Here is a 24,264-nt window from a genome sequence, read left to right as displayed (position 1 = left end):
GGGGTGTTTTGTTTGTGGTCTGAAAAATGACGCCCGGGCTTTGACGCAATTGGTTACAATGTGGATACTCGTCGCTTGAAAAGCAGCTTCAAGCACGGTATTAAGATGGTAGGCAGGAATTCCGCTGACCAATTGATTCTCCCGTCGACCAATAAGTCTGGAATAACAACGTTGAAACTGGAGCGTAGACACAGCCTCTCGATAAAACTCTTGCGCCTGGTATTGATGTGGGCGCTGCTGGTCGGGCTGGTATTAAGTATGGGGCAGATCTTCTATGAGCTTGTAAAAGAGCGCAGCCAGATCGATTCGACCGCCAAACAGATTCTCGCCATGTCACGCGACCCGGCCACGCAGGCGGTTTATAGTCTTGACCGGGAGATGGCTCTACAGGTCGTGGAAGGCCTTTTCGAACATGACGCGGTGCGCTTCGCTTCGATAGGTCACCCTGATGAAACACCCCTTGCCAGCCGCGAACGGCCACTGGTTGACTACGCCTACCGACCGCTGACCGACTGGTTGTTTGGTACCGACCAGCATTACAGTATCGAACTGCATGGCCGCGAACCTTACAACGAATACTACGGCGACCTGCGCCTGACCCTCGATACGGTTCCCTATGGCCGGGAATTTCTCAACCGCTCCATGATAATCATGATTTCGGGCATGCTGAGAGCACTGGCAATGGCCCTGGTCCTGTTTCTGATCTATCACATACTTCTGACCCGGCCATTGTCAAAAATTATCGGCTATCTGGCCGATATCAATCCCGACCATCCAGGCAAGATGCATATCCCGATGTTGCCGGGACAAGAAAAGAACGAGCTGGGCATCTGGATTTACAAAGCCAATGAACTGCTCGAATCCATTGAACGCAACACCCACCAGCGCAGGGAGGCCGAGGCCAATCTGCTGCACATGTCCCAGCACGATACCCTTACCGGCCTGCCCAACCGAACCATGTTGCAGGAGCAGCTGACACGCATTCTGGCCGACGCTGCCCGTCGACAGCGAGGGGTAGCCATCCTGTGCTGCGGGCTGGACGACTTCAAGGAAGTGAACGAACAGTTCAGCTATCAATCAGGTGACAGCCTGCTGGTTGCCGTAGCTGACAGGTTGCGCGCCAACAGTGGGCGGCTTGGTAGCCTGGCACGCCTGGGTGGTGATCAGTTTGCTCTGATCCAGACCGGGATCAATGAGCCCTATGAGGCTGCCGAACTGGCACAGACCATTCTGGATGATCTTGCACGCCCTATGCTGCTGGGAGAGCAGAGCATCAGCCTGCGCGCGACCATCGGCATCACCCTTTTTCCTGACGACGGCGACGACGCAGAAAAGCTGCTGCAAAAGGCCGAGCAGACGATGATGCTGGCCAAGGCTCGTTCGCGTAATCGCTACCAGTTCTACATCGCCAGCCTGGACAGCGAGATGCGGGTACGCCGCGAACTTGACAAGGACCTGCGCGGCGCACTGCAGCGCAATGAGTTCTATCTGGTTTACCAGCCCCAGGTAAGCTACAGCACCCACGAGGTGGTCGGTGTTGAAGCGTTACTGCGCTGGCAGCATCCCGAGCGGGGCCTGGTTCCACCCGATCTGTTCATTCCCCTGGCGGAACAGAACGGCTGCATCATCGACATCGGTGAGTGGGTCCTGGACCAGTCCTGCCGGCAACTGCGTGAGTGGCATGACAGTGGCCTGAAAAACCTGCGGATGGCGGTCAACCTGTCTACCGTCCAGCTTCATCAGGGTGGCCTCTCCAAGCTTGTCAGCAATGTCATGCAGCGCTACCAACTGCCTCCTCACTGCCTTGAGCTGGAAGTCACCGAAACCGGCCTCATGGAAGACATATCAGCAGCCGCAGGTCACCTCAACAGCCTCAAGAAAGCGGGCGTGCTGATTGCGATCGACGATTTTGGAACCGGCTATTCCTCACTCAGCTACTTGCGCGGTCTGCCTCTGGACAAGATCAAGATCGATAAGAGTTTCGTCCTTGATGTGCTGGAAGACGAGGACGATGCCACTATCGTGAGAGCAATTGCCCAGCTGGGGCGCAGCCTGAATATGCAGGTCATTGCCGAGGGGGTGGAGTCGGCTGCTCAGGAGGCCTACATCGTTGCCCTCGGGTGCAACGAGGGCCAGGGCTATTACTACAGCAAGCCATTGACCGCTTCGGCCTTTCGCAAATGGCAGGAGACCTATTCCGTGAGTGAAGCCCGCAAGCGCACCTCAAGCATCATCTGAGGCTGTGTATCAGGCGATCAGCGCCAGCCACAGCCAACCTGCCGTCCCGCCGGCTATCGCCAGCCCTGCCAGACTCCATGCCGACTGCCTGCGCAGTTTCCTGCTCAGCTTTACCTCATGATGGTCAGAAAGGAGAAACGGCAGACCACTGTGAGGTGCTTTGCCCAGTTGATGCACCACGGGTGCAAGAGACTTGGCGCCTATCCGTCTCGAGGCTTCCTGATCTGCAGCCTTTCGGACCCTCTCCCATTCGGCCATATCCAGCTCGCCATCTCGATTGCGATCAAAGCGCGCAAGCAAGTCTGGATAATCGGCCTTCCACTGTCCGATAACCTGGCGCGCCACAGCCTGACGATCAGTAACCTGACGCCCTCCGCCGTGGCTCTCAAACCAGCCCAGAGCGTAAAGAATCTGCCCTTCTTCCAACCATTCTTCGGTATAGCGATAACGCTTGCCGATCAGCCCGGCCAGAATACCGGTGCGCAATGCGTGCCCCGCAGGCCAGCGTCGGTGTCCTTCCCACCGGCGCACGCGACTCGGGTGGACTTCCGCATCCTGGGGCGCAATCCAGCAGATACCCGTGTCATCACGCAGAACGAAGGGTCGCTCGGAACAGCCTTCTTCGACCGTCCGCCATTGGCTGCTTTTGCCACTGCGCCGGTACTCCTCCACACGAAACCGGTACCAGAGGCAATCCACCTCACCCAGTGGTGATATCAGGGGTGTATGCCCACCGGGATCCAATTGACCTTTCAGCTCGACCAGCCCCTGCGCCGCGGACCTGATCCGCGAAGTCGGGGTATCCTCGATCCAGCGTGCTCGGCGCAATCGGGTAAAGGTGCGATAAAGCAGTGCAAGGGTAACCCCGGTCATGATCGCCAGAATCAGTGCGTAATAGCCCACTGACAGCACCATGAAGCCATGTATATCGATCATGAAAACAGTGCGCGCATATCAACATCGGCGGTTTCGGCTTCAGAGAACTGCAGGAGTTCGGCAGGCTGGAAGCTGAACATCCGCGCCACCAGCACATCCGGAAATTGTTCGATCCGCACATTATTGATGTTCACTGCCTCGTTATAGAGCTCCCGACGATCGGCGATACCGCTTTCCAGACCGGTTATTCGCGACTGCAAATGCATGAACGACTCGTTCGCCTTGAGATCCGGGTAATTCTCAGCCAGGGCGAAAAGCTGCCCCAGGCCGGTTCGAAGTGCGGTTTCTGCACGCCCCAGGCCCTTGACGTCCGATTGTTCGCGCGCCTCTGCCACCGCGTTGCGGGCCAGCACCACGTTTTCAAGGGTCTGTTGTTCGTGCTGCATATAACGTCTGCAGGCTTCTACCAGCTTGGGGAGCTCGTCGTGGCGCTGACGCATCAACACGTCGATATTTGCCCAGGCCTTGCTGACAGCATGTTTGATACTGACAAGCTGGTTATATAGCAGGGCCGCATAGAGAAAGGCCACAATCAATACTGCGATAAACGCCAGAGTAAGTGGACTGGTCAGATCCATGATTAAGTCTCCTTGTTATTGCCGGCAGCTACCGACACGGCATGCCTGCGACCGTTATAACCCAACTCGGCTGGTTGTAAATACTGAAATCAGTCTATCCGGTAGACTGGCAGAAACGAAAAAGCCGGGCCATAAGATGGCCCGGCTTAGCACTCAGCGTCGATCGTGACGTTCTCAACTACTGAAGATGGACTCACCGCTCAAACCGTGGTGCTCGAGTATCTCCCGCAAACGTTTGAGCGCCTCGACCTGGATCTGCCTTACCCGCTCGCGGGTCAGACCGATCTCCCGACCCACTTCCTCCAGCGTGCTGCTTTCATGACCTCGTAGCCCGAAGCGGCGGGTAACCACTTCACGCTGCTTTTCACTCAGTTCGGACAACCAGTGATCAATGCTCGTATTGAGATCGTCATCCTGCAACAGCTCACAGGGATCAGTTGCCTGCTCGTCAGTCAGGGTATCGAGCAGCGTCTTGTCCGAGTCAGGGCCAAAGGACATGTCGATAGAGGCAACGCGCTCGTTGAGCCCCAGCATGCGCTTCACATCCTCGACGGGCTTGTCGAGCAACTGGGAAATTTCTTCCGGGGACGGCTCGTGATCAAGTTTCTGAGTCAGTTCACGAGCCGCACGCAGATAGATATTCAATTCCTTGACAACATGAATGGGCAACCGGATCGTACGGGTCTGATTCATAATCGCCCGCTCGATTGTCTGTCTGATCCACCATGTGGCGTAGGTCGAGAAACGAAAACCCCGTTCGGGGTCGAATTTTTCTACTGCCCTGATCAGGCCGAGGTTACCCTCTTCAATCAGGTCCAGAAGCGTCAGCCCGCGATTGACGTAACGTCGGGCAATTTTCACTACCAGGCGCAGGTTGCTCTCGATCATCCGCTTGCGACCCGCAGGATCACCCTTCTGTGCCAGACGGGCAAAATGCACTTCCTCTTCTGGGGTCAGCAGCGGTGAAAAACCGATTTCATTCAGGTACAGCTGGGTAGCATCCAGCTGCTTGGTAAATTCGAAGGCGTTCTCACGCTTGTGGGTACGGGGAGTAACGGGGGCACGCTTGGTTGGGCTGCATTCAGTGGGGCTGCAGTCAGCTGGACTGTTTTCGGTCGACTCGGAGCTGGCCGGCTCTGAATCCTGCGACGACGCGTGGGTGCTGGCGCTCACTTTTCCTTCCAGCGTTGCAGTTTCCTCGTCGAGAACCTGCCCGGATTCCATTTTGTCATTCAACGCCATGCCTGCATGCCCCATTTCGGTTCGATATCACGTGCGGTGTACGCATCCGTAACGCCCGGTGCGCCTTTCATATTATTCGGACAACTTATTCCGCCTATGGTTCTTATCGGTAAGACTACATCCCTGTTTACACCTACAACTACTTGATTAAGGTTACAACTTGGGAAGATAAACCAATGGATCGACAGGCTGCCCCTTGCGACGTATTTCGAAATGTAACTTCACGCGGTCGGTTCCGGTGCTGCCCATCTCTGCAATGGTCTGACCTGAGCGGACCCTGTCGCCTTCCTTGACCATCAACAGGCTGTTGTGGGCGTAGGCACTAAGATAGGTTTCGTCGTGCTTGACGATAATCATCTCGCCATACCCCAGCAATCCACGTCCCGCGTAGACCACCGCACCGTCAGCTGCGGCTTTTATAGGCTGGCCCTGTTTACCCGCAATATCAATGCCTTTATTCAAACTGCCGTTTGACTGAAAACGCGATATCAATGTCCCCTGGGCGGGCCAGTTCCAGCCTGAGACCCTCGCCGGGAGATTTGGGGTGGCAACGGGCTTTGAAGGCGCTGGACGCACCACTACAGGGGTCGGATCTGGTGCGGAAGGGGTGGAGATCCGTGGAGTGGAAGGGCGTGATGTGGATAACGGGGGAGCCACCGCACGGCTACCGCCTTGCGGGCGCAAGCTGATTTCCTGACCCGGATAAATGGTATAGGGTTCACGCATATTGTTGGCTCGGGCCAGCTCTTTCCAGTCCCAGCCATAACGGAAGGCAATCTGGTAAAGGGTCTCGCCTCGCTGAACACGATGCGTACCCGAGGTGACCGTTTGCATCTGTTTGCCACCACCGCGACCACGATCATCTATGGGCACAATGCCCGATGGCCCGGCACAGGCGGTGAGCATGAGCGCGAGCAGCAGCACACCCAGTTGCTTGGCTCCATACACGGCAGTTCTCACGTCAGACACATACGGCCCCTGGCCTGTTTGAACAGCGGATTGCATCAGGTTGCGGTCATCAATCTGTTTGCCGTCCCAACCACTCTAGCGCCAATACTAATACCACGGCCAACAGCATCAATGCCAACCCGGCCTGCCAGTACGAAGGCTCCCCCAGGATGGATTCATATTGCATGGGCCACAGGTTCTCCTGCTGCAGCGCGACGGACTCACCCTTGCTGTTTTCCCGCCAGGTGAGCGTCTGCTTCCAGGGCCACACCATGTTCAACGAACCGATGAGCAGCCCGGTCAGAAACGCCAGCGTAATATGTCGAAGGTGACTCAACAGCCACCCGAGCAGTCTCGAAAAACACAGCAGCCCCGCCACGCAGCCAAGCATGAAGATACCCAACAGGGTCACGTCAAACTCTTTCACAGCGCCAAGTACTGCGCCGTAAAGGCCCAAAAGCAGGAGAATGAAACTACCGGAGATGCCCGGCAGAATCATTGCACAGATGGCGATGGACCCGGCCAGGAACAGCATCAGGGGGGTCGCTTCCCATTGCAGCGGAACTGCCACCGTAATCAGGTAAGCAAACACCGCCCCACCAATCAATGCGGCCACAGTACTCGCGTTCCAACGACCGATCTGCTTTCCCACCAGCCATATGGACACCAGGATCAAACCAAAAAAGAATGCCCATATCAGCTGTGGCCAGGCCACCAGCAGATAACTGATTACGCGGGCGAGGCTGGCGATACTGGTCAATATGCCCGCTAGCAGAACAACCAGGAAAGTCCCGTCGATAGCAGTCCAGGTCTCCCGCCAGCGCCCCTGACACAGCCAGACAACCTTGGCCGGCGTACAGGCCGCAATGGCAGCCAGCAGACGTTCGTATATCCCGCTTATGAAAGCAATGGTGCCACCGGAAACACCGGGGACCACGTCGGCAGCTCCCATGGCAAGTCCTTTGAAAAATATGATACACAGGGAACTGAAGCTGTCCGGCTTGCTCAAGATCGTATGGCTCCTGCCAATAAGGGGACAAAATTCACCGGCTCAACCTGTTGGCGGATAAATGCGTCGCCTTCACGTATCACCAAGGTAAGAAATTGTTCGTGCTGACCTACCGGGATCACCATACGACCACCGTCGGCCAGTTGGTTCAATAGTTCTACAGGCACTTCCGCGGGCGCCGCAGTAACCAGGATGGCGTCGTAGGGCCCATATTGAGGCCAACCCCAATTGCCATCGGAATGTCTGAAAACCACGTTACGCACATCAATGGCCTTGAGTGTTTCCTTGGCCCGCTCCTGCAGCGGGTAGATCCGCTCGACGGTGAAAACCCGCTCGACCACCTGCGCCAGCACCGCGGTCTGATACCCCGAGCCGGTACCCACCTCCAGCACCTTGTCCAGCGGCCCGCCACCCAGCAACAACTCGGTCATGCGCGCCACTATGTAAGGCTGTGACAACGTCTGATTGTGACCTATGGGTAAAGCCGTATCTTCATAGGCCCGATGGGACAGTGCCTCATCCACGAACAGATGCCTCGGCGTTCGGCGCATGGTCTCCAGCACATGCAGATTACGGATGCCTTCCTCGAACAGACGCTCGAGCAAACGCTCCCGAGTTCGCTGTGAGGTCATCCCGATACCGTGGCGATTCATGTCTTCACGCGCAGCCATTCACTCAAGCCCCTCAAGCCATTGTCCGAGATGATCGAAGACCTCGAAGTGGGTCTTGTCGACCCGCAATGGCGTCACCGAGACGTAACCCTGCATGACGGCATGGAAGTCGGTGCCTTCACCACCGTCCTCGGCATCACCGGCTACCGAAATCCAGTAACCTTCCTTGCCACGTGGATCCACCCAACGGACGGGCTTGGCTGCTCTCTGACGATGCCCAAGACGGGTCAGCCGGATACCCTTGATCTGATCCAGGGGCAGGTTTGGAATATTCACATTGAGGATGGTGCGGGGCGGCAGATCCAGTTGATCGTGGGTTTCCACCATGCGCCGGGCAATACTCGCTGCGGTACTCATGTTGTCTCCCTGCCTGCCGACGAGGGAAAACGCCATGGCCGTGCGCGACAGAAAACGACCTTCCAGGGCTGCAGCTACCGTACCGGAATACAGCACATCGTCCCCCAGGTTGGCACCGTGGTTGATACCCGCCACTACCATGTCGATGCTGTCTTCATAGAACGCATTGAGCCCCAGATGAACACAGTCGGTGGGCGTACCATTGAGTCCGACAAAACCGTTTTCCAGTGTGAATGGACGCAACGGACGATCCAGACTCAAGGAACTGCTCGCGCCACTGCGGTCCTCGTGTGGGGCCACAACCACGCAGTCGGCGTAGTCAGTCAACGCACCATGCAGGGCCTTTACGCCAGGCGCCAGAACGCCATCATCATTGGTGATCAAAATTCGCATCAGATTTCGCTTTCCAGTCCGCCGCCCGGCTCGTCATCGAGTATGACCAGCTCACGTAACACCGCTGTCGCAAAACAACCGGTCGGCAAGGTGAATTCAAGTTCCAGGCTATCCGCTGAGGGATAATGCCATGCCAGGGCTTCAATGGGGAGGCGCAAGATTCTGCGTGCCTGTTCCAGCCCGGCTTTTTCCAGCCACGCAGTCAGGACGGGCTCGGCCCCGGTGATGACTTGCTCCATCTCCCGTACCTGGTCGCTGACCGGGAGCTCACCCTGCCCCCACAGCGGGCCTGTCGGGTGGAGGTCCAGGGCGGCCAGTCGGGGATCATTGGACTCCAGCCGCTCAGCCGAGAATTGACTGCGGCTGTTGGTGAAGGCCAGACAATCGCCGGGCAACACCCTGTTCCAGGAGCCATCGGCCACCCGACTGGCCAGCAGTCTATTGAACAACAGGCTACGCGCGGTAGATAGCAAGCGTGAGCGTGTTCCCCTGGCTGGTGGCAACGCCTCCCGCGCGGCCCAATTGCGCGCGTCAAACACATTGCTGCCACCGCGCCCGAAGCGCTGGGGCCCGAAATAATTGGGCACACCCTGACTTGCGATCTGTTGCAGGCGCTCTTCCAGGGCAGGCAGGTCTGCATCAAGTCGATTCAGGCGTATGACGAATCGGTTGGCACTGTGCGCGCCGCGCTGCAATTTGCGGCTGTGCCGCAGGGACTCGAGGCAGCGCAGGTTGTCGCCCCAGAGGCCTGTGAAATCAGGATCTTCCCGGCCGGGCAGTTGCAGGCTGAACCATTGGCTGGTGACTGCCAGCCGATCTTTCATTCCTGCATAGCTGACATCACGCAGTTTGACCCCGGCTACGCGGGCGAGTTGTCTGGCTACCTCCTCGGTATTCAGATTGCGCTTCTCGATCAGCAACCACAGGTGTTCACCTGCACCACTGAGCTTGATGTCCATCACCTCAGCGACCCGAAAATCCTCGGGCGAGGCCTTCAGTACCGCTCGACCACAAGGTTCACCCCATGCGCGGGGACCCAGCAATTGGTTACCGGGGACTATCAACGGGTCGTTCACAGGGGCAGCAGCAAGGCAACTGCGTGAACCGCGATGCCTTCCTCGCGCCCGGTAAAGCCAAGCTTCTCGGTGGTAGTAGCCTTGACGTTGACCTGATCACGGCCAATCTGCAGGTCGGCGGCAATAAACTCGCACATGGCCGCAATGTGTGGCGCCATTTTCGGAGCCTGAGCAACAATGGTCGCATCCATATTCCCAACCTGCCAGCCCTTACCCCGCACCAGAGTCAACGCATGGCGCAGCAATACGCGGCTGTCAGCCCCCTGAAAACGCTCATCAGTGTCCGGGAAGTGCTTGCCAATATCGCCCAGCCCGGCAGCGCCAAGCAAGGCATCGGTCAGCGCGTGCATCAGGACATCGCCATCAGAGTGTGCTATCAGCCCCTTGTTATGCGCAATCCGCACGCCGCCAAGGATGATGGAATCGCCTTCGCCGAAACGATGAACGTCATAGCCGTGCCCGATACGCATGAAGATCTCCCCCGATTAATCAGGGGGAGATCTTACAGTGTGAGGCGCAAAGCTTGAAGCTCAGGCGCGACCCAGTGCCTTGGCGTGATAGCGCAAATGGTCCTCGATAAAGGTCGCGATAAAGTAATAGCTGTGGTCATAGCCTGGCTGCCTACGTAGTGTCAGAGGATGTCCCACCGCTGCAGCCGCCGCCTCCAACGCCTCGGGGTTCAACTGCTGGATGAACTCATCACCCTCACCCTGATCAACCAGCAGCGGCAAACGCTCTGTCGCGCCTGCAATCAGCTCGCAGGTGTCCCACTTTTTCCATTGCTCAACATCGCTGCCCAGGTACCGCCCGAGCGCTTTCTGGCCCCAGGGCACCTGACTGGGATTGGTGATCGGCGCAAGGGCAGATACCGATTGATAATGACCCGGGTTTTTCAGAGCACAAATCAGTGCTCCATGCCCGCCCATCGAGTGACCGAAGATGCTGCGCTGTTCCGATACCGGAAAGTTGGCCTCAATCAGCTTGGGTAACTCATCCACCACATAGTCGTACATGCGGTAATTGCGCGCCCAAGGCTCCTCGGTAGCGTTGATGTAGAACCCGGCACCCATGCCGAAATCGTAGGCGCCATCCGGATCATCCGGCACACCCTCACCGCGGGGGCTGGTGTCAGGAGCCACAATAACCACTCCCAGTTCTGCGGCCACCCGCTGGGCGCCGGCCTTTTGCATGAAGTTCTCATCGGTACAAGTCAGTCCCGACAACCAGTAGACCACGGGCACAGGCTCACCCTGATCCGCCTGGGGCGGCAGATAAATCGCAAACGTCATATCGCAGGAAGTAGCGGTAGAGCGGTGACGATAACGCTTGTGCCAACCGCCAAAACTCTTGTTGGCGGAGATAAGTTCGATAGTAGACATGGTAGATCCCCTTGAGCGTCAAGCCGCAAGCTTCAAGCCGCAAGTTTAAACCCTCAACCTCTGTCCGGCACTTGTAGCTTGTAGCTTGTAGCTTGCCGCTTGTGGCTTGTGGCTTGTAGCTTGCCGCTTGCAGCTTGTGGCTTGTGGCTTGTGGCTTGTGGCTTGTTCTAGAAATGTATGACCGTACGGATGCTCTTGCCTTCGTGCATCAGGTCAAACGCCTTGTTGATGTCCTCCAGACCCATGGTGTGGGTGATAAAGGTATCCAAGGGGATTTCGCCGCTCTGGGATTTGGCAACATAGCCCGGCAGTTCGGTACGGCCCTTGACGCCGCCGAATGCGCTGCCGCGCCAGACTCGGCCGGTTACCAGTTGGAAGGGCCGGGTGCTGATTTCCTGGCCAGCTCCGGCAACACCAATGATGGTCGACTCGCCCCAGCCCTTGTGGGCGCATTCCAGGGCTGCGCGCATCAGCTGTACATTGCCTACGCATTCGAAGGAGTAATCCACCCCGCCATCGGTCATCTCGACGATGACTTCCTGGATCGGCTTGTCATGATCCTTGGGATTGACGAAATCGGTAGCACCAAGCTCCCGGGCGATATCGAACTTCGAGGGGTTGATGTCGATCGCAATGATGCGGCTGGCCTTGGCCATGGTCGCGCCAATAATCGCCGCCAGACCGATGCCACCCAGACCGAAGATAGCCACGGTTGCGCCCTCTTCCACCTTGGCAGTATTGAGCACCGCGCCAATCCCGGTGGTCACGCCGCAGCCCAGCAGACAGACCTTTTCCAGAGGCGCATCCTTGGGAATCTTGGCCAGGGAAATCTCCGGCAAAACGGTATATTCGGAAAAGGTCGAGCAACCCATGTAGTGATAGATGGGTTTGCCCTGGTAAGAGAAGCGCGAGGTGCCATCGGGCATCACACCCTTGCCTTGCGTACCACGCACGGCCTGACAGAGATTGGTCTTGCCTGACTTGCAGAATTTGCACTCGCGACATTCGGCGGTGTAGAGCGGAATGACATGGTCACCTACTTCCAGCGAGGTTACGCCTTCGCCTATAGCTTCAACTATCCCACCGCCCTCATGGCCCAGAATCGCCGGAAAGATACCCTCGGGGTCTTCACCCGACAGCGTGAAGGCGTCTGTGTGACATACACCGCTGGCAACAATACGGACCAGCACCTCGCCCTTCTGGGGTGGCGCGACATCTACTTCGACGATCTCCAGTGGCTTACCGGCCTCGAATGCGACTGCGGCTCGTGATTTGATCATGTGACTCTCCTGAGGGTAAAAGCGATGGGATGAGTGTAGTAGAAGCATCAAGTGTGGATAATAGGCCGCGGGACAAAACATTATTGCCACACAGGGATAATCACGCAGATATGAGTAACTGGGACGGTCTGGATGAATTTGTGAGCGTAGCTGAGCTGGGGCAGTTCAGCAGCGCGGCAAAGCAATTGGGCCTGTCGTCCTCCCATGTCAGCCGGCAGATCGCCCGGCTTGAAGACCGCTTGCAGACACGGCTGTTCTATCGCAGCACCCGCAAGGTGAGCCTGACTGAAGCAGGCCGGACATTTCTACAGCACTGCCAGCGTCTGCAGGATGCCCGCGAGGAGGCACTGCAGGCTATTGGTGACATGGGTGGTGAGCCCAAGGGGCTGTTACGCATGACCTGCGCCGTGGCCTACGGAGAGAACTTCATCATGCCGTTGGTGAACCGGTTCATGCAGCGCTATTCGCAGCTACAAATTGAAACCACGCTGACCAACCAGACCCTGGACCTGTTACATGGCAGCTATGATCTGGCTATCCGTCTGGGTCGGCTGCCGGATTCGAGCATGGTGGCAACGAAAATAGCTCCCAGACGCATGTACCTGTGTGCCGCTCCTTCCTACCTGGAGCACCATGGCGCGCCCCATAGCCTGTCTGAGTTGCCTCGGCACAACTGCCTGGTAGGCAGCACCGATAGCTGGGATTTTCAACAGGCAGGGCGTGAGCTGACCATTCGAGTGCAGGGGAACTGGCGCTGTAACAGTGGCAAGGCAGTGCTGGATGCGGCGCTGCTGGGCTTTGGGCTCTGCCAGCTACCTGATTACTATGTGCGCGAGCATCTTCAGAGCGGCGCACTACGCTCGCTACTGAATCAGCACCAACCTCCGCATACTGCTGTCTGGGCTCTGTACCCCCAGCAGCGTCATCTATCGCCCAAGGTGCGTCAATTGATTGAAATGCTCAAGGAAGGGCTGGCCGAGCGACCGGAGTATCAAGAACGGTAACTGCAGCCAAACAAAAACCGGCATAGCAAAAAGGCCACGCCGGTTCTCGGGGGATATTACTGCGAGCCGCCATCTGCGGCCCGGGAGCTCAGACTCAGTTGAACTGCTGAGCACGCTCCTGCAGGTCAGTATCGGTTTGCAAGCGGGTCGCAATCTCGTTGTACACAGGCACTTCAATACCAGTGTCAGTGACTGCTTCCATCATTTCTTCCTGTGCTTCCATCTGCAAGGACTGCGCTTGCTGCGGATCATCTACCCCGTTGAGCTTCTCGGTAAACTCATCGCGGATCTCGAAAACCTTATCGGAAGCTTCCACGAACTTCTCGAGATCGGCATCGCTGATTTCTGTGGCGGCTTGCTGGCCTGCCATGCCTGGCTGGCTGGCCATACCTTGCTGAGTCTGATTTTGCTGAGCCGGCTGACCCTGCTGCGCACCAGTAGCCTGCGCCATAACGCTGGGAGCCGCGGCGCCGAAGGCGGTAAGACAGATTGCGGCGGCGAGAGTTTTAAGGTTGTTCATATGGATATCTCCTTCTGAATGTGTACCTGACACTATCCATGTTCCATGCCAGTTTATGGAAAAAACCCCCAACACACTGTTTTAGCTAATATTTTTTAAATAATAGAATTTACCCAAGGACATCAACTGGCACTCGACAGGCGTTTTGTGTATCTTTTCTCTACATGAGCAAAAAATATCCGTTCAGATTGAATACACTCCGACACTTGCGATTGTTGCCTCCCATTAGCGGCCTGCAACGCTCACTGCTGTTGTTCGTCGTACTGCCATTGATGCTGCTTTCCGCCCTAGGTATTCGTTTCGGCCTGGGGCAAGCGAGCGAGTTTCAGGAGCAGCGGCTCAAGAATGACCTTGAGCTGATCGGACGTGCCATCAGCATTCCCATCGGCACCTCACTGGTGAAGGGCGATCGCGCAGGTATAGAACTGGCTCTGCGCTCGGTATTCGATATTGGCGAGGTGTACGGCGCTTCGGTTTACGATGTTGATGGTGTGCGGATCGCGTCCGCGGGCGTGACGGAGCGGGACCTGACCCGAACCACGATTCCCGAACGAATAGTCACCACCGGCCAGGGCCAGGAAGCCTACAGCCGCGTTGCTGGACGCAATCTGTTTTCCCACTTTCTCCCCCTGACCGATGCCACCGGTCAGATACGCGGACTGATCCAGATAACCCGACGCGCCAGTGACTTCGGCCGTGCTCTGGAACAACTGCAACTGATCGCGTGGCTGGTCTGGGCGCTTGCCAGTCTGACCATTCTTGGCGCGGTACTGCTGGGGCATTACGGAGGTGTGGGCCGTCATGTCGACAAGCTACTGGCTCATATGGGCCGTGTTGCCCATGGCGACCACTCCCACCGCGCCGCAGCAGAAGGACCCAGCGAGGTGGCTAATCTGGCCCATGGCCTGAACCGTATGCTCGACAGCATCGAGCATGCCCAGGCAGACGTGGAGGCGCATCGTCGTGCCGAAACAGATTTGCTGGGCCGCCTCAAGGATAACGAGAAAATGGCTGCAATCGGCAGTATGGCCAGGGGCATTGCCCATGAGCTTGGAGCACCGCTGAGTGTGATCGATGGCAGAGCCCGCCGCCTGCAACGCAGTGATGATCTGACTGCACAACAGCAACAACAGCTTGAGGGAATTCGCACCCAGGTCGCGCGGCTGACGCGCACTGTTCGGCAGCTACTGGACTATTGCAGACCCTCAGCGCCGCAGCATCGCCAGCTTTCGCCAACGCAGCTACTGCACAGTGCTATCGAGGCCCTGCGTCCGGAGGCCGACATGGCGGCAAAACAGGTACTCCTGGAGCAGGATGAGACAAAACTCCCGGGATTCGAGGGTGATGCGGGCCGGATTGAGCTGGCGTTGCTCAATCTGATGCGCAACGGCCTGCAAGCGGCATCCACCCGGGTAGTGATCAGCACCACGGCTGGAGCTCAAAGCCTGTGTTTCCATATCGATGATGATGGCCTCGGCCTCCCCGGTGAACCGGTCGCGCAGTTGCTCGAACCTTTCTACACCACAAAATCCTCCGGTGAAGGCACCGGTCTGGGCCTGGCAATTGTCCAGGCCGTGGCTGAAGAACATCAAGGATCCCTGATACTGGGCAGCGGCCCCCTTGGTGGATGCCGCGCCACACTCTGCCTGCCAGTTCCACGCCCCCGGCCCACCATCAACGGAGACACCGAACATGGCCCAGCCTGAATCCATTCTTCTGGTCGAGGACGACCGCGGCCTGCGCGAACTACTGACCGAAGAGCTGGAAGCCGAGGGTTACAGAGTTACCCCCTGCCGTGATGCCAGTGAGGGCGAGCAAGCGCTGGGCGAGACTCCCCCCGATCTCTTGATCAGCGACCTTCGCCTGCCCGATGCGAGCGGCTTGACCCTGCTGCCTGTGGCCAAAAATATCGAGCCACCGCCGGCGATTCTGATCATCACCGCCTTCGGGTCGGTGCAGCAGGCGGTGGAAGCACTCAAGGCCGGGGCGGACGATTTTCTTACCAAGCCGCTGGAAATGGATCACTTCCTGCTGGCGGTGTCGCGCCTGCTGGAAAATCGCCGGCTGAAAAGTGAGGTTCTGCAATACCGCTCGTTACTCGCCATTGAACAGTTCAACGGCATTATCGGCCAGAGCCCGGCTATGCAGCAGCTGTTTCACCAGATCCGGCAGATTGCTTCGGCGGACGGCCCCGTACTGGTCCAGGGTGAAAGCGGCACGGGCAAGGAACTGGTTGCGCGCGCCTTGCATGAAGAAAGTGGGCGCCGCGGCAAGCCCTACATGGTGGTCAATTGCGGCGGCATACCCGCAGAGTTGATGGAAAGTGAATTTTTTGGCCACGCTGCCGGGGCATTCACCGGCGCCCGCACCCAGCGCGCGGGCCTTTTTCAGCAGGCGGATGGCGGCACTCTGCTGCTCGACGAGCTTGGCGAGATGCCGTTGGCGCTCCAGGCAAAACTTTTGCGCGTGCTGCAGGACGGTCGCGTACGACCGGTAGGCAGTGATCATGAGATCCAGCTGGATGTACGGATCATAGGAGCGACCAACCGGAACTTGACAGAAGCGGTGGCTGACGGCAGCTTTCGGGAAGATCTGTTCTACCGGCTGGAAACCTTTGCCCTCCAGGTTCCACCCTTGCGCGGCCGAGGTGAAGACACGCTGCTGCTGGCGGAATTCTTTCTCACCCGATTCAATGCCCGCAAGCAGCAGTCGATCCGCGGCTTTACCGATGACACCCTGCGCGCCCTGCTGCAATACAGCTTTCCCGGCAATGTGCGCGAACTGCAGAACGCAGTGGAGAGGGCCGCCACCTTCTGTGACAGCGCCCTGATTGAAACGCGTCATCTGCCCCAGCGTATCCTCGACAATCCCACCGAGGGCCTCCCACGGCCTGATGCTCAGCCGCTGCCCAGCCGAACATCCCTGCCTGCAACTGCAGAGACGGATCCTGCGGGCATGCCAAGTCTGGAAACCGTCCAGCGCGACTACATCCATCAGGTACTGAACGCCACTGCCGGCAATAAACGCAAGGCAGCGGACATTCTAGGTATTACCCGACGGACTCTGTACCGCTGGCTGGAGTAATCGCCCGCAGGAGATCAGCCGGGTTAATCGGCATGGATTTCGCTGATGATTACAGAATCATTTGCCGGCCGGCTGGTATATGGTCAGGCTTTTACGGAGCCCTTTCCCATGCCTTTTGCCAAGGATTTTTTTGATGTTGGCCTGTTTACCAACAAGGCCGATGCTCTGCGGGCCTATTACAGCGACCTGGGCCTGCCCTTCGACCACACCCTGAAGCTTGGCGGCGGAGTTCTGCAACACCGTTACCAGGCAGATCAGGCCGTGCTGAAAATCAATGACGCCCGCGCCCCCCTGCCGCCACGGATAGACAACAGCCCGCTGGCGGAGCTGATCATTGCCAGCCCCAAGTGCACCGTGCCGACCACCGGTGTTGATCCGGACGGGACGCCTGTGCGCGTCGTGCCTCCGGGGCACGAGGGCGTAGAGGGGCTGGCAATGCGCCTGAAGGTCGCCAGTTTGCAGACCAGTCGGCAATTTTACATGGAGGCTCTGGGGCTGAACGAGGTTTCCCCGGGGGTTATGGCCTGTGGCCGGAGTCTGTTGCTACTGGAAGAAACCGGCATACCACCCCAGCCAGCTGCACCCCTGGCGACCCTGGGATTACGCTACCTTACGCTACAGGTATCCGATTGCGACGCGTCCTACGCCAAAGCTCTGCAGGCCGGTGCGACCTCAGGCCGTGCGCCGGAAACGCTTGGCAACACCGCGCGTATTGCATTCGTGTTTGATCCTGACGGAGTATGGATAGAAATCTCGGAAAGGGCTTCGGTTACCGGTAAGGCAGTCTGATTAACCTGACCGACAACCCCAGCACATTTATCTTGTAGCTGCGGGGCAGGAACGCATAAACGGTAGAAAAGGAAATCAACCGTCATGAGCTTGAAAGCTGCAACCAGAATACTCCTGGCAACCACCCTGGGATGCCTGCCTGAACTGGCCAGTGCGTTACCAGAGCCTGTCGATCTGGTCAGTGGTGACGATTATCCGCCATTTGCGGGCAGTACGCTGAGCGAGGGTGGCGTGCTTACACAGATGGTACGGCAGGCGTTTGCTACCGGGGGCCAATCGGCCAGAGTTGAATTCAAACCCTGGGCACGTGGTTACGAAGAGACATTGCGTCTCGAATACGACGCTACCTTCCCTTACCTCAGTACTCCCCGCCGTGCGTCGAGTTTTCTATTTTCCGACCCCCTGTATGAGTTGAATCTCAGGCTCTATGTTCGCAGCGACAGCACCTGGAAAACCGGCACGCCGGAAGAGCTCAGCGACGCAACCTTCTGCCTGCCCACGGGTTATGAGGTTAGTGGATGGGTACGTCTGGCAAGTGACCGCTTGGCGTTTGTCCGACCGCGCAGCATGGAGCAATGCCATGCGATGCTGCAACTTGGTCGCGTGGATGTGCTGATCAGCAACCCCGACGAGCTCGCCTGGCAGGCGGTCCCACCAATGCTGACACCGCGTAATGTTCGCAAGCTACCCGAACCGTTGGACGATGTTAGCCTCCATCTGATCATTCCCCGGGATCATCCCCGGGCACAGCAGCTGATGGACGCTTTCAACCACGGATTGCAGCAACTGGTCGACAGCGGTGCACGCGATCGATTATTCCGGGCCAATCAGGATTACCGGCGCAGCCTGGAAGCTGACCGCTGATACGCCTCTTTACAGAGTCTTTACCTTTCTCGTCCCCGCCCTGACGCTACCGACTGTAGACTTGGCCCGGACATTTCACGCAGGGCAGGTTCATGCAGGCTGGCAAATCCCGATCGCTCCCCAGGCTTCTACTACTGGTAACAACGGCGTTGGCAATAGCCGGCGCACTGGCCTGGTTTCTATGGTTTGCGCCGCAAAGCCGCTCCGCGGACTATCTGACAGCCGAGGTGCTGCGCGGCGACATTGAGGAGAGCATTACCGCGCTCGGTACTCTGGGTCCGCTGGAGTATGTGGATGTTGGCACCCAGGTATCCGGCCAACTACTACGTCTGCATGTGGAGCTTGGCGATCGTGTCGAGGAGGGCCAATTGCTCGCCGAGATCGACCCGACTCTGTATCTGGCCCGTGTGGAGGCCAGTACCGCCCAGCTGGAGAACCTGCAGGCTCAGCTTGCCGATCGCGAGGCCCAATATACCCTCGCCCGGTTGCAGGCAGAGCGGCAACAGAGCCTGATCGAACTGGATGCGACCAGCCAGGAATCGGTTGAAAGCGCACAGGCTACACTGCGCTCGGCCCAGGCCCAGATTGCCGCAATCAAAGCACAGATACGCCAGACTGAATCGACATTACGCGGCGACCAGGCGGACCTGGACTACACCCGCATTCATGCACCCATGACCGGCACGGTTGTGCAACAGCTCGCCAATCAGGGCCAGACCCTCAACGCCAATCAGACGGCACCGGTGGTAGTACAGATCGCCGACTTGTCGACCATGACCGTAAAAACCCAGGTCTCAGAGGCAGACATCAGCCGACTTGAAGTGGGCATGCCGGCCTACTTCTCCACGCTGGGCCGCCCGGAGCGCCGCTGGGAAGGCATATTGCGCCAGATTCTGCCCACCCCGGAAGTAATCAACAATGTGGTGCTGTTCAACGCGCTTTTCGACGTCAGTAACAGTGATGGCGAGCTGCTGCCGCAGATGAGCGCTCAGGTATTTTTTGTCCGCGACTCAGCCGAGAATGTACTGACCATTCCAGTAGCCGCCCTGGGCCAGGCCGTGCCATCCAGCGAAACAAGCTCGGACGAAGCGCCGCAAGCACAGGGCAAGCATTATCAGGTCCAGGTTCTCGACGCCCAGGGGCAGCCGCAACCTAGAAAAATACGCATTGGCACGCGCACGCGGATTGCCGTTGAGGTACTCGCAGGCCTTGAAGAGGGCGAACAGGTTGTGACCGGCGGACTACCTCCAACGGCTGACGGCGATACAAGCCGCCCCTCAAGACGGTTCATGTGACCATGACAGAGGCACTCATCGACCTGCAGGGCATCAGCAGAACCTATCGTAACGGGGAGCTCTCGACTACCGTTCTGCACGACCTCAACCTGCAGATCAGGCAGGGTGAGTTCGTGGCCATCATGGGCGCTTCGGGCTCCGGCAAGTCGACCCTGATGCACCTGCTCGGCTGCCTCGATCGCCCCACCACCGGCCGCTATCTGCTGCGCGGCCAGGATGTGGCGAGCCTGGGACGTGACGACCTTGCCAGGCTGCGCCGCGAAACCTTCGGGTTCATCTTTCAGAGCTATCACCTGATTGCCTCGGCGAGTGCAACCGAGAATGTCGAAGTGCCGGCCATCTACGCTGGACTGCAGCGACTTGAGCGACGCGAGCGAGCCGAGTCATTGCTGACCGGTCTGGGGCTCGGAGAGCGCCTGCGCAACAAGCCCAGCCAACTGTCGGGTGGCCAGCAACAGCGGGTATCCATCGCCCGGGCGCTGATGAATGATGCACAGATCATTCTCGCCGACGAACCGACGGGTGCGCTGGACAGCCAGAGCGGCAAGGACGTTCTGGCACTGCTGGCCCAGCTGCACAGTCAAGGCAAGACAGTCATTATCATCACCCACGATGCCGAAGTCGCCAGCCATGCCCAGCGCCTGATCGAAATGCGCGATGGCCGGATTCTGCGCGACAGCGGTGCCGTTCCCGTTGCTGGAGCACCCTCCCCCGACAACCCGGAGAACGCCCCATCACCGGCCGCCGGGGAGCACCGCGAACAGGCCGTAGCCTCAACACTGGCCGACGCAGGCGAGGCTGTGCGCATGGCGTTACGGGCCCTTCGCGCCAACGTCTTCCGTACCGTACTGACCCTGCTGGGTATCGTTATTGGCGTGGCGTCAGTGGTGGTGATGCTGGCTGTGGGTAATGGCGCACGCCAGGAGGTGATCGAGCGTATCAGCTCCCTGGGCACCAACCTGCTGCTGGTGCGGCCTGGCGCGCCCAACACCCGCAGGTCACAGGACGGGTCAACCAACACCCTGATGCCACTGGATGCAGAACTGGCCGGCCAGCTCGACAACGTGATTGCGGCCGTGCCGGAAATGAGTGGCCGGGCTACCCTGCGCGCCGGTAATACCGATTATCAGACGCAGATCACCGCAACCAGCCCGGCCCTGCCACTGGCCCGCGACTGGCCGGTAGCCAGGGGCGTGTTTCTGGATGAAGAAGATAACCGGCGTTATGCCGCTGTTACCGTGCTGGGCAGCACCGTGGCTGACAATCTGTTCGGCGCCGGTGCCGACCCTCTGGGCGAGTATGTGCTGATCAACAATGTGCCTTTCCAGGTTATTGGCGTCATGGCGCCCAAGGGGGCAACGCCCTGGGGTGCGGATCAGGATGATGTGCTTTTCGTACCCCTGAACACGGGGAGCCTGCGCCTCATAGGCCAGCGTCATCTGAACTCGATCACTGTGATGATCGATGATCTGACCCAGGCAGAGGCCACCCAGGAAGCCCTCAGACAAACACTGCTCCAGGCCCATGGCGGCGTGGAGGACTTCCAGATACGTAATATGGCTTCGCTGCTGGAAAACGTGGCCGACACCCAGAACACCTTCACCGTACTGCTCGGATCAATCGCCGCCATTTCCCTGTTGGTGGGTGGAATCGGGGTGATGAACATCATGCTGGTCAACGTTACGGAACGCACCCGGGAGATCGGCATTCGGGTCGCCACCGGTGCACGCACCCGGCACATTCTCCAACAATTCATTGTCGAGGCTCTGGTGGTATCTGCCATCGGAGGGCTGCTTGGCGTGGCGTTCGGCCTGGTGTTTGCGGCGGGGCTTCAGACCCTGGGGACAGCAATCGAATTCACTGCCGGACCGGTGTTGCTGGCGTTTGGATGTGCCTTTGCAACCGGCCTGATTTTTGGTTACATGCCCGCCCACAAGGCGGCCAACCTAGACCCAGTGGTGGCCCTCAGTGCTGACTAGATCCTTTCTGATTCTCCTGCCGGGACTGCTGCTGGGCGGCTGCAGCCTGACCACCCCCATGCCCGAGCAGACGTTGGTGGTACCCAAGCAATGGAATGCGCCCGTCGCAGGGCACGCATGGCCAGAGGCCGACTGGTGGCGCCAGTACCAGAGTCCGGCACTGGAAACCCTGCTGGCCAGAGCAACTGCTGGCAACCTGGATCTGGCCAGCGCAGCCAGCCGACTCCGCCAGGCTGAAGCTCAATTACGTCAGACACGCGCGTCGCAGCTACCCCAGCTCAACGCCAGCACGGATGTCAGCCGCCGCGGCGACAGCGACACCAGCACAAGCGCCTATGGCGCCGCCTTGACCACCCGTTATGAGCTGGATTTCTGGGGGCGCAATGAGGCCACCACCAACGCGGCGCGCGCCACCTTGCTGGCCAGTGAATACGACGCCCAGACACTGGCCATCAGCATCCAGGCCACCGTGGTCAGCAACTGGCTGCAGACTCTGGAAAACCGGCAACGCCTGGCCCTGACCCGCAGCAGTCTGGCCAATGCCGAACGGGTGTTGAACCTGGTCGAGACCCGTTACCGTTTTGGCGCAGCGGACAGTCTGGAGGTCAGCCAGCAACGCACCCTGGTCGCCCAGTTGCGCGCCAGCCTGCCCGGGCTTGAGCAGCAAAGCCTGCAGTTGCGTAACAGCCTTGCATTGCTCCTGGGGCAGGCGCCGGACGCACAACTGCCCGCGGGAGAGAATCTCACCGATGTAGCGGTACCCCTGATAGGTGCCGGATTACCAGCGGAGCTGCTCAATCGTCGCCCGGATATCCGCGCCAGCGAGGCGCGCCTGGTCGCTGCCAACGCCAATGTGACAGTGGCCAGGGCAGCGCTGTTTCCCAGCATCGCCCTGACCGGCCAGTTGGGAGCCCAAAGCGCCGCTCTGGGTACACTACTAAGCAGCTCCGCCACCGGCTGGACATTGGCAGCCGGGTTAGCCCAGTCGATCTTCGATGGTGGCGCCCTCAAAGCACAGGTAGAACTGTCCCGTGCCCGCCAGGAGGAGCTTCTGATCGACTATCGTAGAACCTTGCTCATTGCACTCGGCGAGGCCGATACTGCACTTGGCGCGGCTCAGCAGGCCCGATTGCGCTTTCAGTTTCTGGAGCTGGCGACCAGCGAGGCGGAACGCGCTTTCAACCTGGCCGAGATCCGTTACCGGGCAGGCTCCATTGATCTAGTCTCACTGCTGGATACCCAGCGTACCTGGTACCAGAGTCAGGATACGCTTATCCAACAGCGCGCAATCGTACTGTTGGCCAGCGTGGACCTGTTCCGCGCACTTGGCGGCGGCTGGCGTGAGCCTGGGGTTCTTTATGGGGCAAGCATGGTGAGGTAAGCTGCCTCACCACACCCCTCTCTCCAGGACTTACCATGCCCGACAGATTGCAGCTGACCACACTGCAAGGCCGTGAATTCCAGCAGGATCAACATAACCTGATTCACATGCTCAGGCATCTGGCTGCACTCGACGAGTTGTGCCGCAGCCTGGGAGTGAGTCGGATCAGCGGGTTTGTCGATATCAGCCTGCTTGAACTGGAAGATGCGGCCAATCTGATGGCGCGAGAAACGCCGGGGGAAATTGAAGCCGACTCCGAGACGGGTATGGTTCTGGCGATAGAAGACCTTGTCTGGCATTCTGCAGCCCTCGGCATGGCGAGTCTGGAAGCGGCCATTCATCACCTGGAACGTGGTACGAGTAGTGCGGTGGATCAGATTGACGTTCCAGGTCTACTGGCTGATTTGCGCTTGTGCCAGAAGCGACTTGAACCACTTGAAGCACAAGGTGGTCAATTTCATCTGTCGGTCCGGAACGAATAAGGCCTTCGGCCATCAAAAAGAACATCAAGGTGGTGCTGCAGAGTCCTGAGCGTGGACGTTTCTTGAAATACAACTAACACCTTTTCAGGATCGTTACAGCCTATCCTGCACTCAACAAAATGAAGATTACCCGGGTGTCTGAATGACCGATCTGATTCGCATTGTCTATATAAGCCGCGCCACTTTTCCCATATCCAAAGCCAATGACGGAATCGAACCCACGGTAGCGCGAATACTGTCAACTTCGCGCACAAACAATCGCAAGAACGGGCTGGTCGGCATGTTGTACTATGGCGATGGCTGCTTCTTTCAGTGTCTGGAGGGTGAAACCTCCAAGGTGCAGGCTCTTTACAAGACTCTGCTCAAGGACCCTCGCCATAAGGATCTGAAAGTGCTTGCCAGCGAGCCGATCAAGCGGCTCTCCTTCCCTGACTGGTCGATGAAGTATGTCCCCGTCGATGAGCACATGCTCAAGCTACTGGAAGAGCACGGCTTCGATACTTTTGACCCCTATCGCTTCGATCACCACCTGGTCGAACGCGTGATGCAGTTGCTGCAAGGTGTACCCGACCCAACCATCCCGGTGGTCGAGGCCCGCGCCTCTGCGCCTGCGCGTACCGTATTGGCAATGACGGACCCGCACCCCGATTCTCCGCCACCGGTGCCAGATAAAACCGCCAAGCTCAGCCTTGTGATCAGTATCGTTGCGCTGGTCATCAGTGGGTGCGCATTGCTGATTGCCCTCGGCCTGGTCTGATC

General features: G+C 58.4%; 23 protein-coding genes. 11 read left to right on the top strand and 12 right to left on the bottom strand.

Annotated features, from left to right (window positions below; all coding sequences use genetic code 11):
• The first annotated feature begins 171 nt into the window (after positions 1-171).
• A complete protein-coding gene (locus FZF01_RS12435; protein ID WP_150278492.1) occupies positions 172-2,238 on the top strand; it encodes a putative bifunctional diguanylate cyclase/phosphodiesterase in 2,067 nt (688 codons plus the stop codon).
• Positions 2,239-2,247: 9 nt separating this feature from the next.
• On the opposite strand, the gene FZF01_RS12430 is transcribed toward FZF01_RS12435, so the two are convergent.
• The 11 genes from FZF01_RS12430 to FZF01_RS12380 form a co-directional block, all read right to left on the bottom strand.
• Positions 2,248-3,174, bottom strand: a complete 927-nt coding sequence (locus FZF01_RS12430; RefSeq protein WP_223825499.1) for an E3 ubiquitin ligase family protein — start codon at positions 3,172-3,174, stop codon at positions 2,248-2,250.
• A complete protein-coding gene (locus FZF01_RS12425; RefSeq protein ID WP_150278491.1) occupies positions 3,171-3,752 on the bottom strand; it encodes a LemA family protein in 582 nt (193 codons plus the stop codon). The genes FZF01_RS12430 and FZF01_RS12425 overlap by 4 nt, the downstream gene beginning before the upstream one ends.
• A gap of 174 nt (positions 3,753-3,926) precedes the next feature.
• Complete coding sequence (gene rpoS, locus FZF01_RS12420) at positions 3,927-4,994, bottom strand: RNA polymerase sigma factor RpoS (RefSeq protein ID WP_373286433.1); 1,068 nt, start codon at positions 4,992-4,994, stop codon at positions 3,927-3,929.
• Between the two features lie 153 nt (positions 4,995-5,147).
• Positions 5,148-5,963: a peptidoglycan DD-metalloendopeptidase family protein gene (locus tag FZF01_RS12415; protein WP_223825498.1), complete on the bottom strand. Its 816-nt coding sequence runs from the start codon at positions 5,961-5,963 to the stop codon at positions 5,148-5,150.
• Positions 5,964-6,012: 49 nt separating this feature from the next.
• Positions 6,013-6,894 carry a DUF368 domain-containing protein gene (locus FZF01_RS12410; protein ID WP_150278489.1) on the bottom strand — a complete coding sequence of 294 codons (882 nt, stop codon included), beginning with the start codon at positions 6,892-6,894 and terminating at the stop codon, positions 6,013-6,015.
• A gap of 53 nt (positions 6,895-6,947) precedes the next feature.
• Positions 6,948-7,622 carry a protein-L-isoaspartate(D-aspartate) O-methyltransferase gene (locus FZF01_RS12405; RefSeq protein ID WP_150278488.1) on the bottom strand — a complete coding sequence of 225 codons (675 nt, stop codon included), beginning with the start codon at positions 7,620-7,622 and terminating at the stop codon, positions 6,948-6,950.
• Positions 7,623-8,372, bottom strand: coding sequence for a 5'/3'-nucleotidase SurE (surE, locus tag FZF01_RS12400; protein ID WP_150278487.1), 750 nt, complete (start codon positions 8,370-8,372; stop codon positions 7,623-7,625). It abuts the gene before it with no gap.
• Complete coding sequence (gene truD / locus FZF01_RS12395; protein ID WP_150278530.1) at positions 8,372-9,433, bottom strand: tRNA pseudouridine(13) synthase TruD; 1,062 nt, start codon at positions 9,431-9,433, stop codon at positions 8,372-8,374. Before truD ends, surE begins: the two co-directional genes overlap by 1 nt.
• A gap of 11 nt (positions 9,434-9,444) precedes the next feature.
• The gene (gene ispF, locus FZF01_RS12390) at positions 9,445-9,918 is read right to left on the bottom strand and encodes a 2-C-methyl-D-erythritol 2,4-cyclodiphosphate synthase (RefSeq protein ID WP_150278486.1); all 474 of its coding nucleotides are present in this window, start codon (positions 9,916-9,918) and stop codon (positions 9,445-9,447) included.
• Positions 9,919-9,978: 60 nt separating this feature from the next.
• Positions 9,979-10,827, bottom strand: a complete 849-nt coding sequence (gene fghA, locus FZF01_RS12385) for an S-formylglutathione hydrolase (RefSeq protein ID WP_150278485.1) — start codon at positions 10,825-10,827, stop codon at positions 9,979-9,981.
• Between the two features lie 167 nt (positions 10,828-10,994).
• Positions 10,995-12,107 carry an S-(hydroxymethyl)glutathione dehydrogenase/class III alcohol dehydrogenase gene (locus tag FZF01_RS12380; protein WP_150278484.1) on the bottom strand — a complete coding sequence of 371 codons (1,113 nt, stop codon included), beginning with the start codon at positions 12,105-12,107 and terminating at the stop codon, positions 10,995-10,997.
• 110 nt (positions 12,108-12,217) lie between these two features.
• On the opposite strand from FZF01_RS12380, the gene FZF01_RS12375 reads away from it, so the two are divergent.
• On the top strand, positions 12,218-13,111 hold the full coding sequence (locus tag FZF01_RS12375; RefSeq protein ID WP_150278483.1) for a LysR substrate-binding domain-containing protein: 894 nt from the start codon (positions 12,218-12,220) through the stop codon (positions 13,109-13,111).
• A gap of 94 nt (positions 13,112-13,205) precedes the next feature.
• Here FZF01_RS12375 and FZF01_RS12370 read toward each other — a convergent pair whose 3' ends face one another.
• The gene (locus tag FZF01_RS12370) at positions 13,206-13,631 is read right to left on the bottom strand and encodes a DUF4168 domain-containing protein (protein WP_150278482.1); all 426 of its coding nucleotides are present in this window, start codon (positions 13,629-13,631) and stop codon (positions 13,206-13,208) included.
• A 212-nt stretch (positions 13,632-13,843) separates the two neighbouring features.
• Between FZF01_RS12370 and FZF01_RS12365 the strand changes: the two genes are divergently transcribed.
• The 9 genes from FZF01_RS12365 to FZF01_RS12325 all read left to right on the top strand — a co-directional run bounded on the left by FZF01_RS12365 (position 13,844) and on the right by FZF01_RS12325 (position 24,262).
• Positions 13,844-15,337 carry a sensor histidine kinase gene (locus FZF01_RS12365; RefSeq protein WP_188434391.1) on the top strand — a complete coding sequence of 498 codons (1,494 nt, stop codon included), beginning with the start codon at positions 13,844-13,846 and terminating at the stop codon, positions 15,335-15,337.
• Positions 15,324-16,715 carry a sigma-54-dependent transcriptional regulator gene (locus FZF01_RS12360; RefSeq protein ID WP_150278480.1) on the top strand — a complete coding sequence of 464 codons (1,392 nt, stop codon included), beginning with the start codon at positions 15,324-15,326 and terminating at the stop codon, positions 16,713-16,715. The genes FZF01_RS12365 and FZF01_RS12360 overlap by 14 nt, the downstream gene beginning before the upstream one ends.
• A 45-nt stretch (positions 16,716-16,760) precedes the next feature.
• Positions 16,761-17,504: a VOC family protein gene (locus FZF01_RS12355; RefSeq protein ID WP_150278479.1), complete on the top strand. Its 744-nt coding sequence runs from the start codon at positions 16,761-16,763 to the stop codon at positions 17,502-17,504.
• 84 nt (positions 17,505-17,588) lie between these two features.
• Positions 17,589-18,368: a substrate-binding periplasmic protein gene (locus tag FZF01_RS12350; protein ID WP_150278478.1), complete on the top strand. Its 780-nt coding sequence runs from the start codon at positions 17,589-17,591 to the stop codon at positions 18,366-18,368.
• Positions 18,369-18,460: 92 nt separating this feature from the next.
• Positions 18,461-19,663 (top strand): efflux RND transporter periplasmic adaptor subunit, encoded by a 1,203-nt coding sequence (locus tag FZF01_RS12345; protein WP_150278477.1) that lies wholly within the window; start codon positions 18,461-18,463, stop codon positions 19,661-19,663.
• A gap of 2 nt (positions 19,664-19,665) precedes the next feature.
• Positions 19,666-21,642 carry a MacB family efflux pump subunit gene (locus FZF01_RS12340; RefSeq protein WP_150278476.1) on the top strand — a complete coding sequence of 659 codons (1,977 nt, stop codon included), beginning with the start codon at positions 19,666-19,668 and terminating at the stop codon, positions 21,640-21,642.
• Complete coding sequence (locus tag FZF01_RS12335) at positions 21,632-23,023, top strand: efflux transporter outer membrane subunit (RefSeq protein WP_150278475.1); 1,392 nt, start codon at positions 21,632-21,634, stop codon at positions 23,021-23,023. The genes FZF01_RS12340 and FZF01_RS12335 overlap by 11 nt, the downstream gene beginning before the upstream one ends.
• 35 nt (positions 23,024-23,058) lie before the next feature.
• Positions 23,059-23,505, top strand: a complete 447-nt coding sequence (locus FZF01_RS12330) for a hypothetical protein (protein ID WP_150278474.1) — start codon at positions 23,059-23,061, stop codon at positions 23,503-23,505.
• Positions 23,506-23,647: 142 nt separating this feature from the next.
• The gene (locus FZF01_RS12325) at positions 23,648-24,262 is read left to right on the top strand and encodes a BLUF domain-containing protein (protein ID WP_150278473.1); all 615 of its coding nucleotides are present in this window, start codon (positions 23,648-23,650) and stop codon (positions 24,260-24,262) included.
• Positions 24,263-24,264: the final 2 nt, after the last annotated feature.

This window comes from Halopseudomonas salina (genome assembly GCF_008641105.1).
The sequence above is the reverse complement of the archived record's forward strand: the minus strand, read 5'-3'. Positions and strand labels throughout refer to the sequence as shown.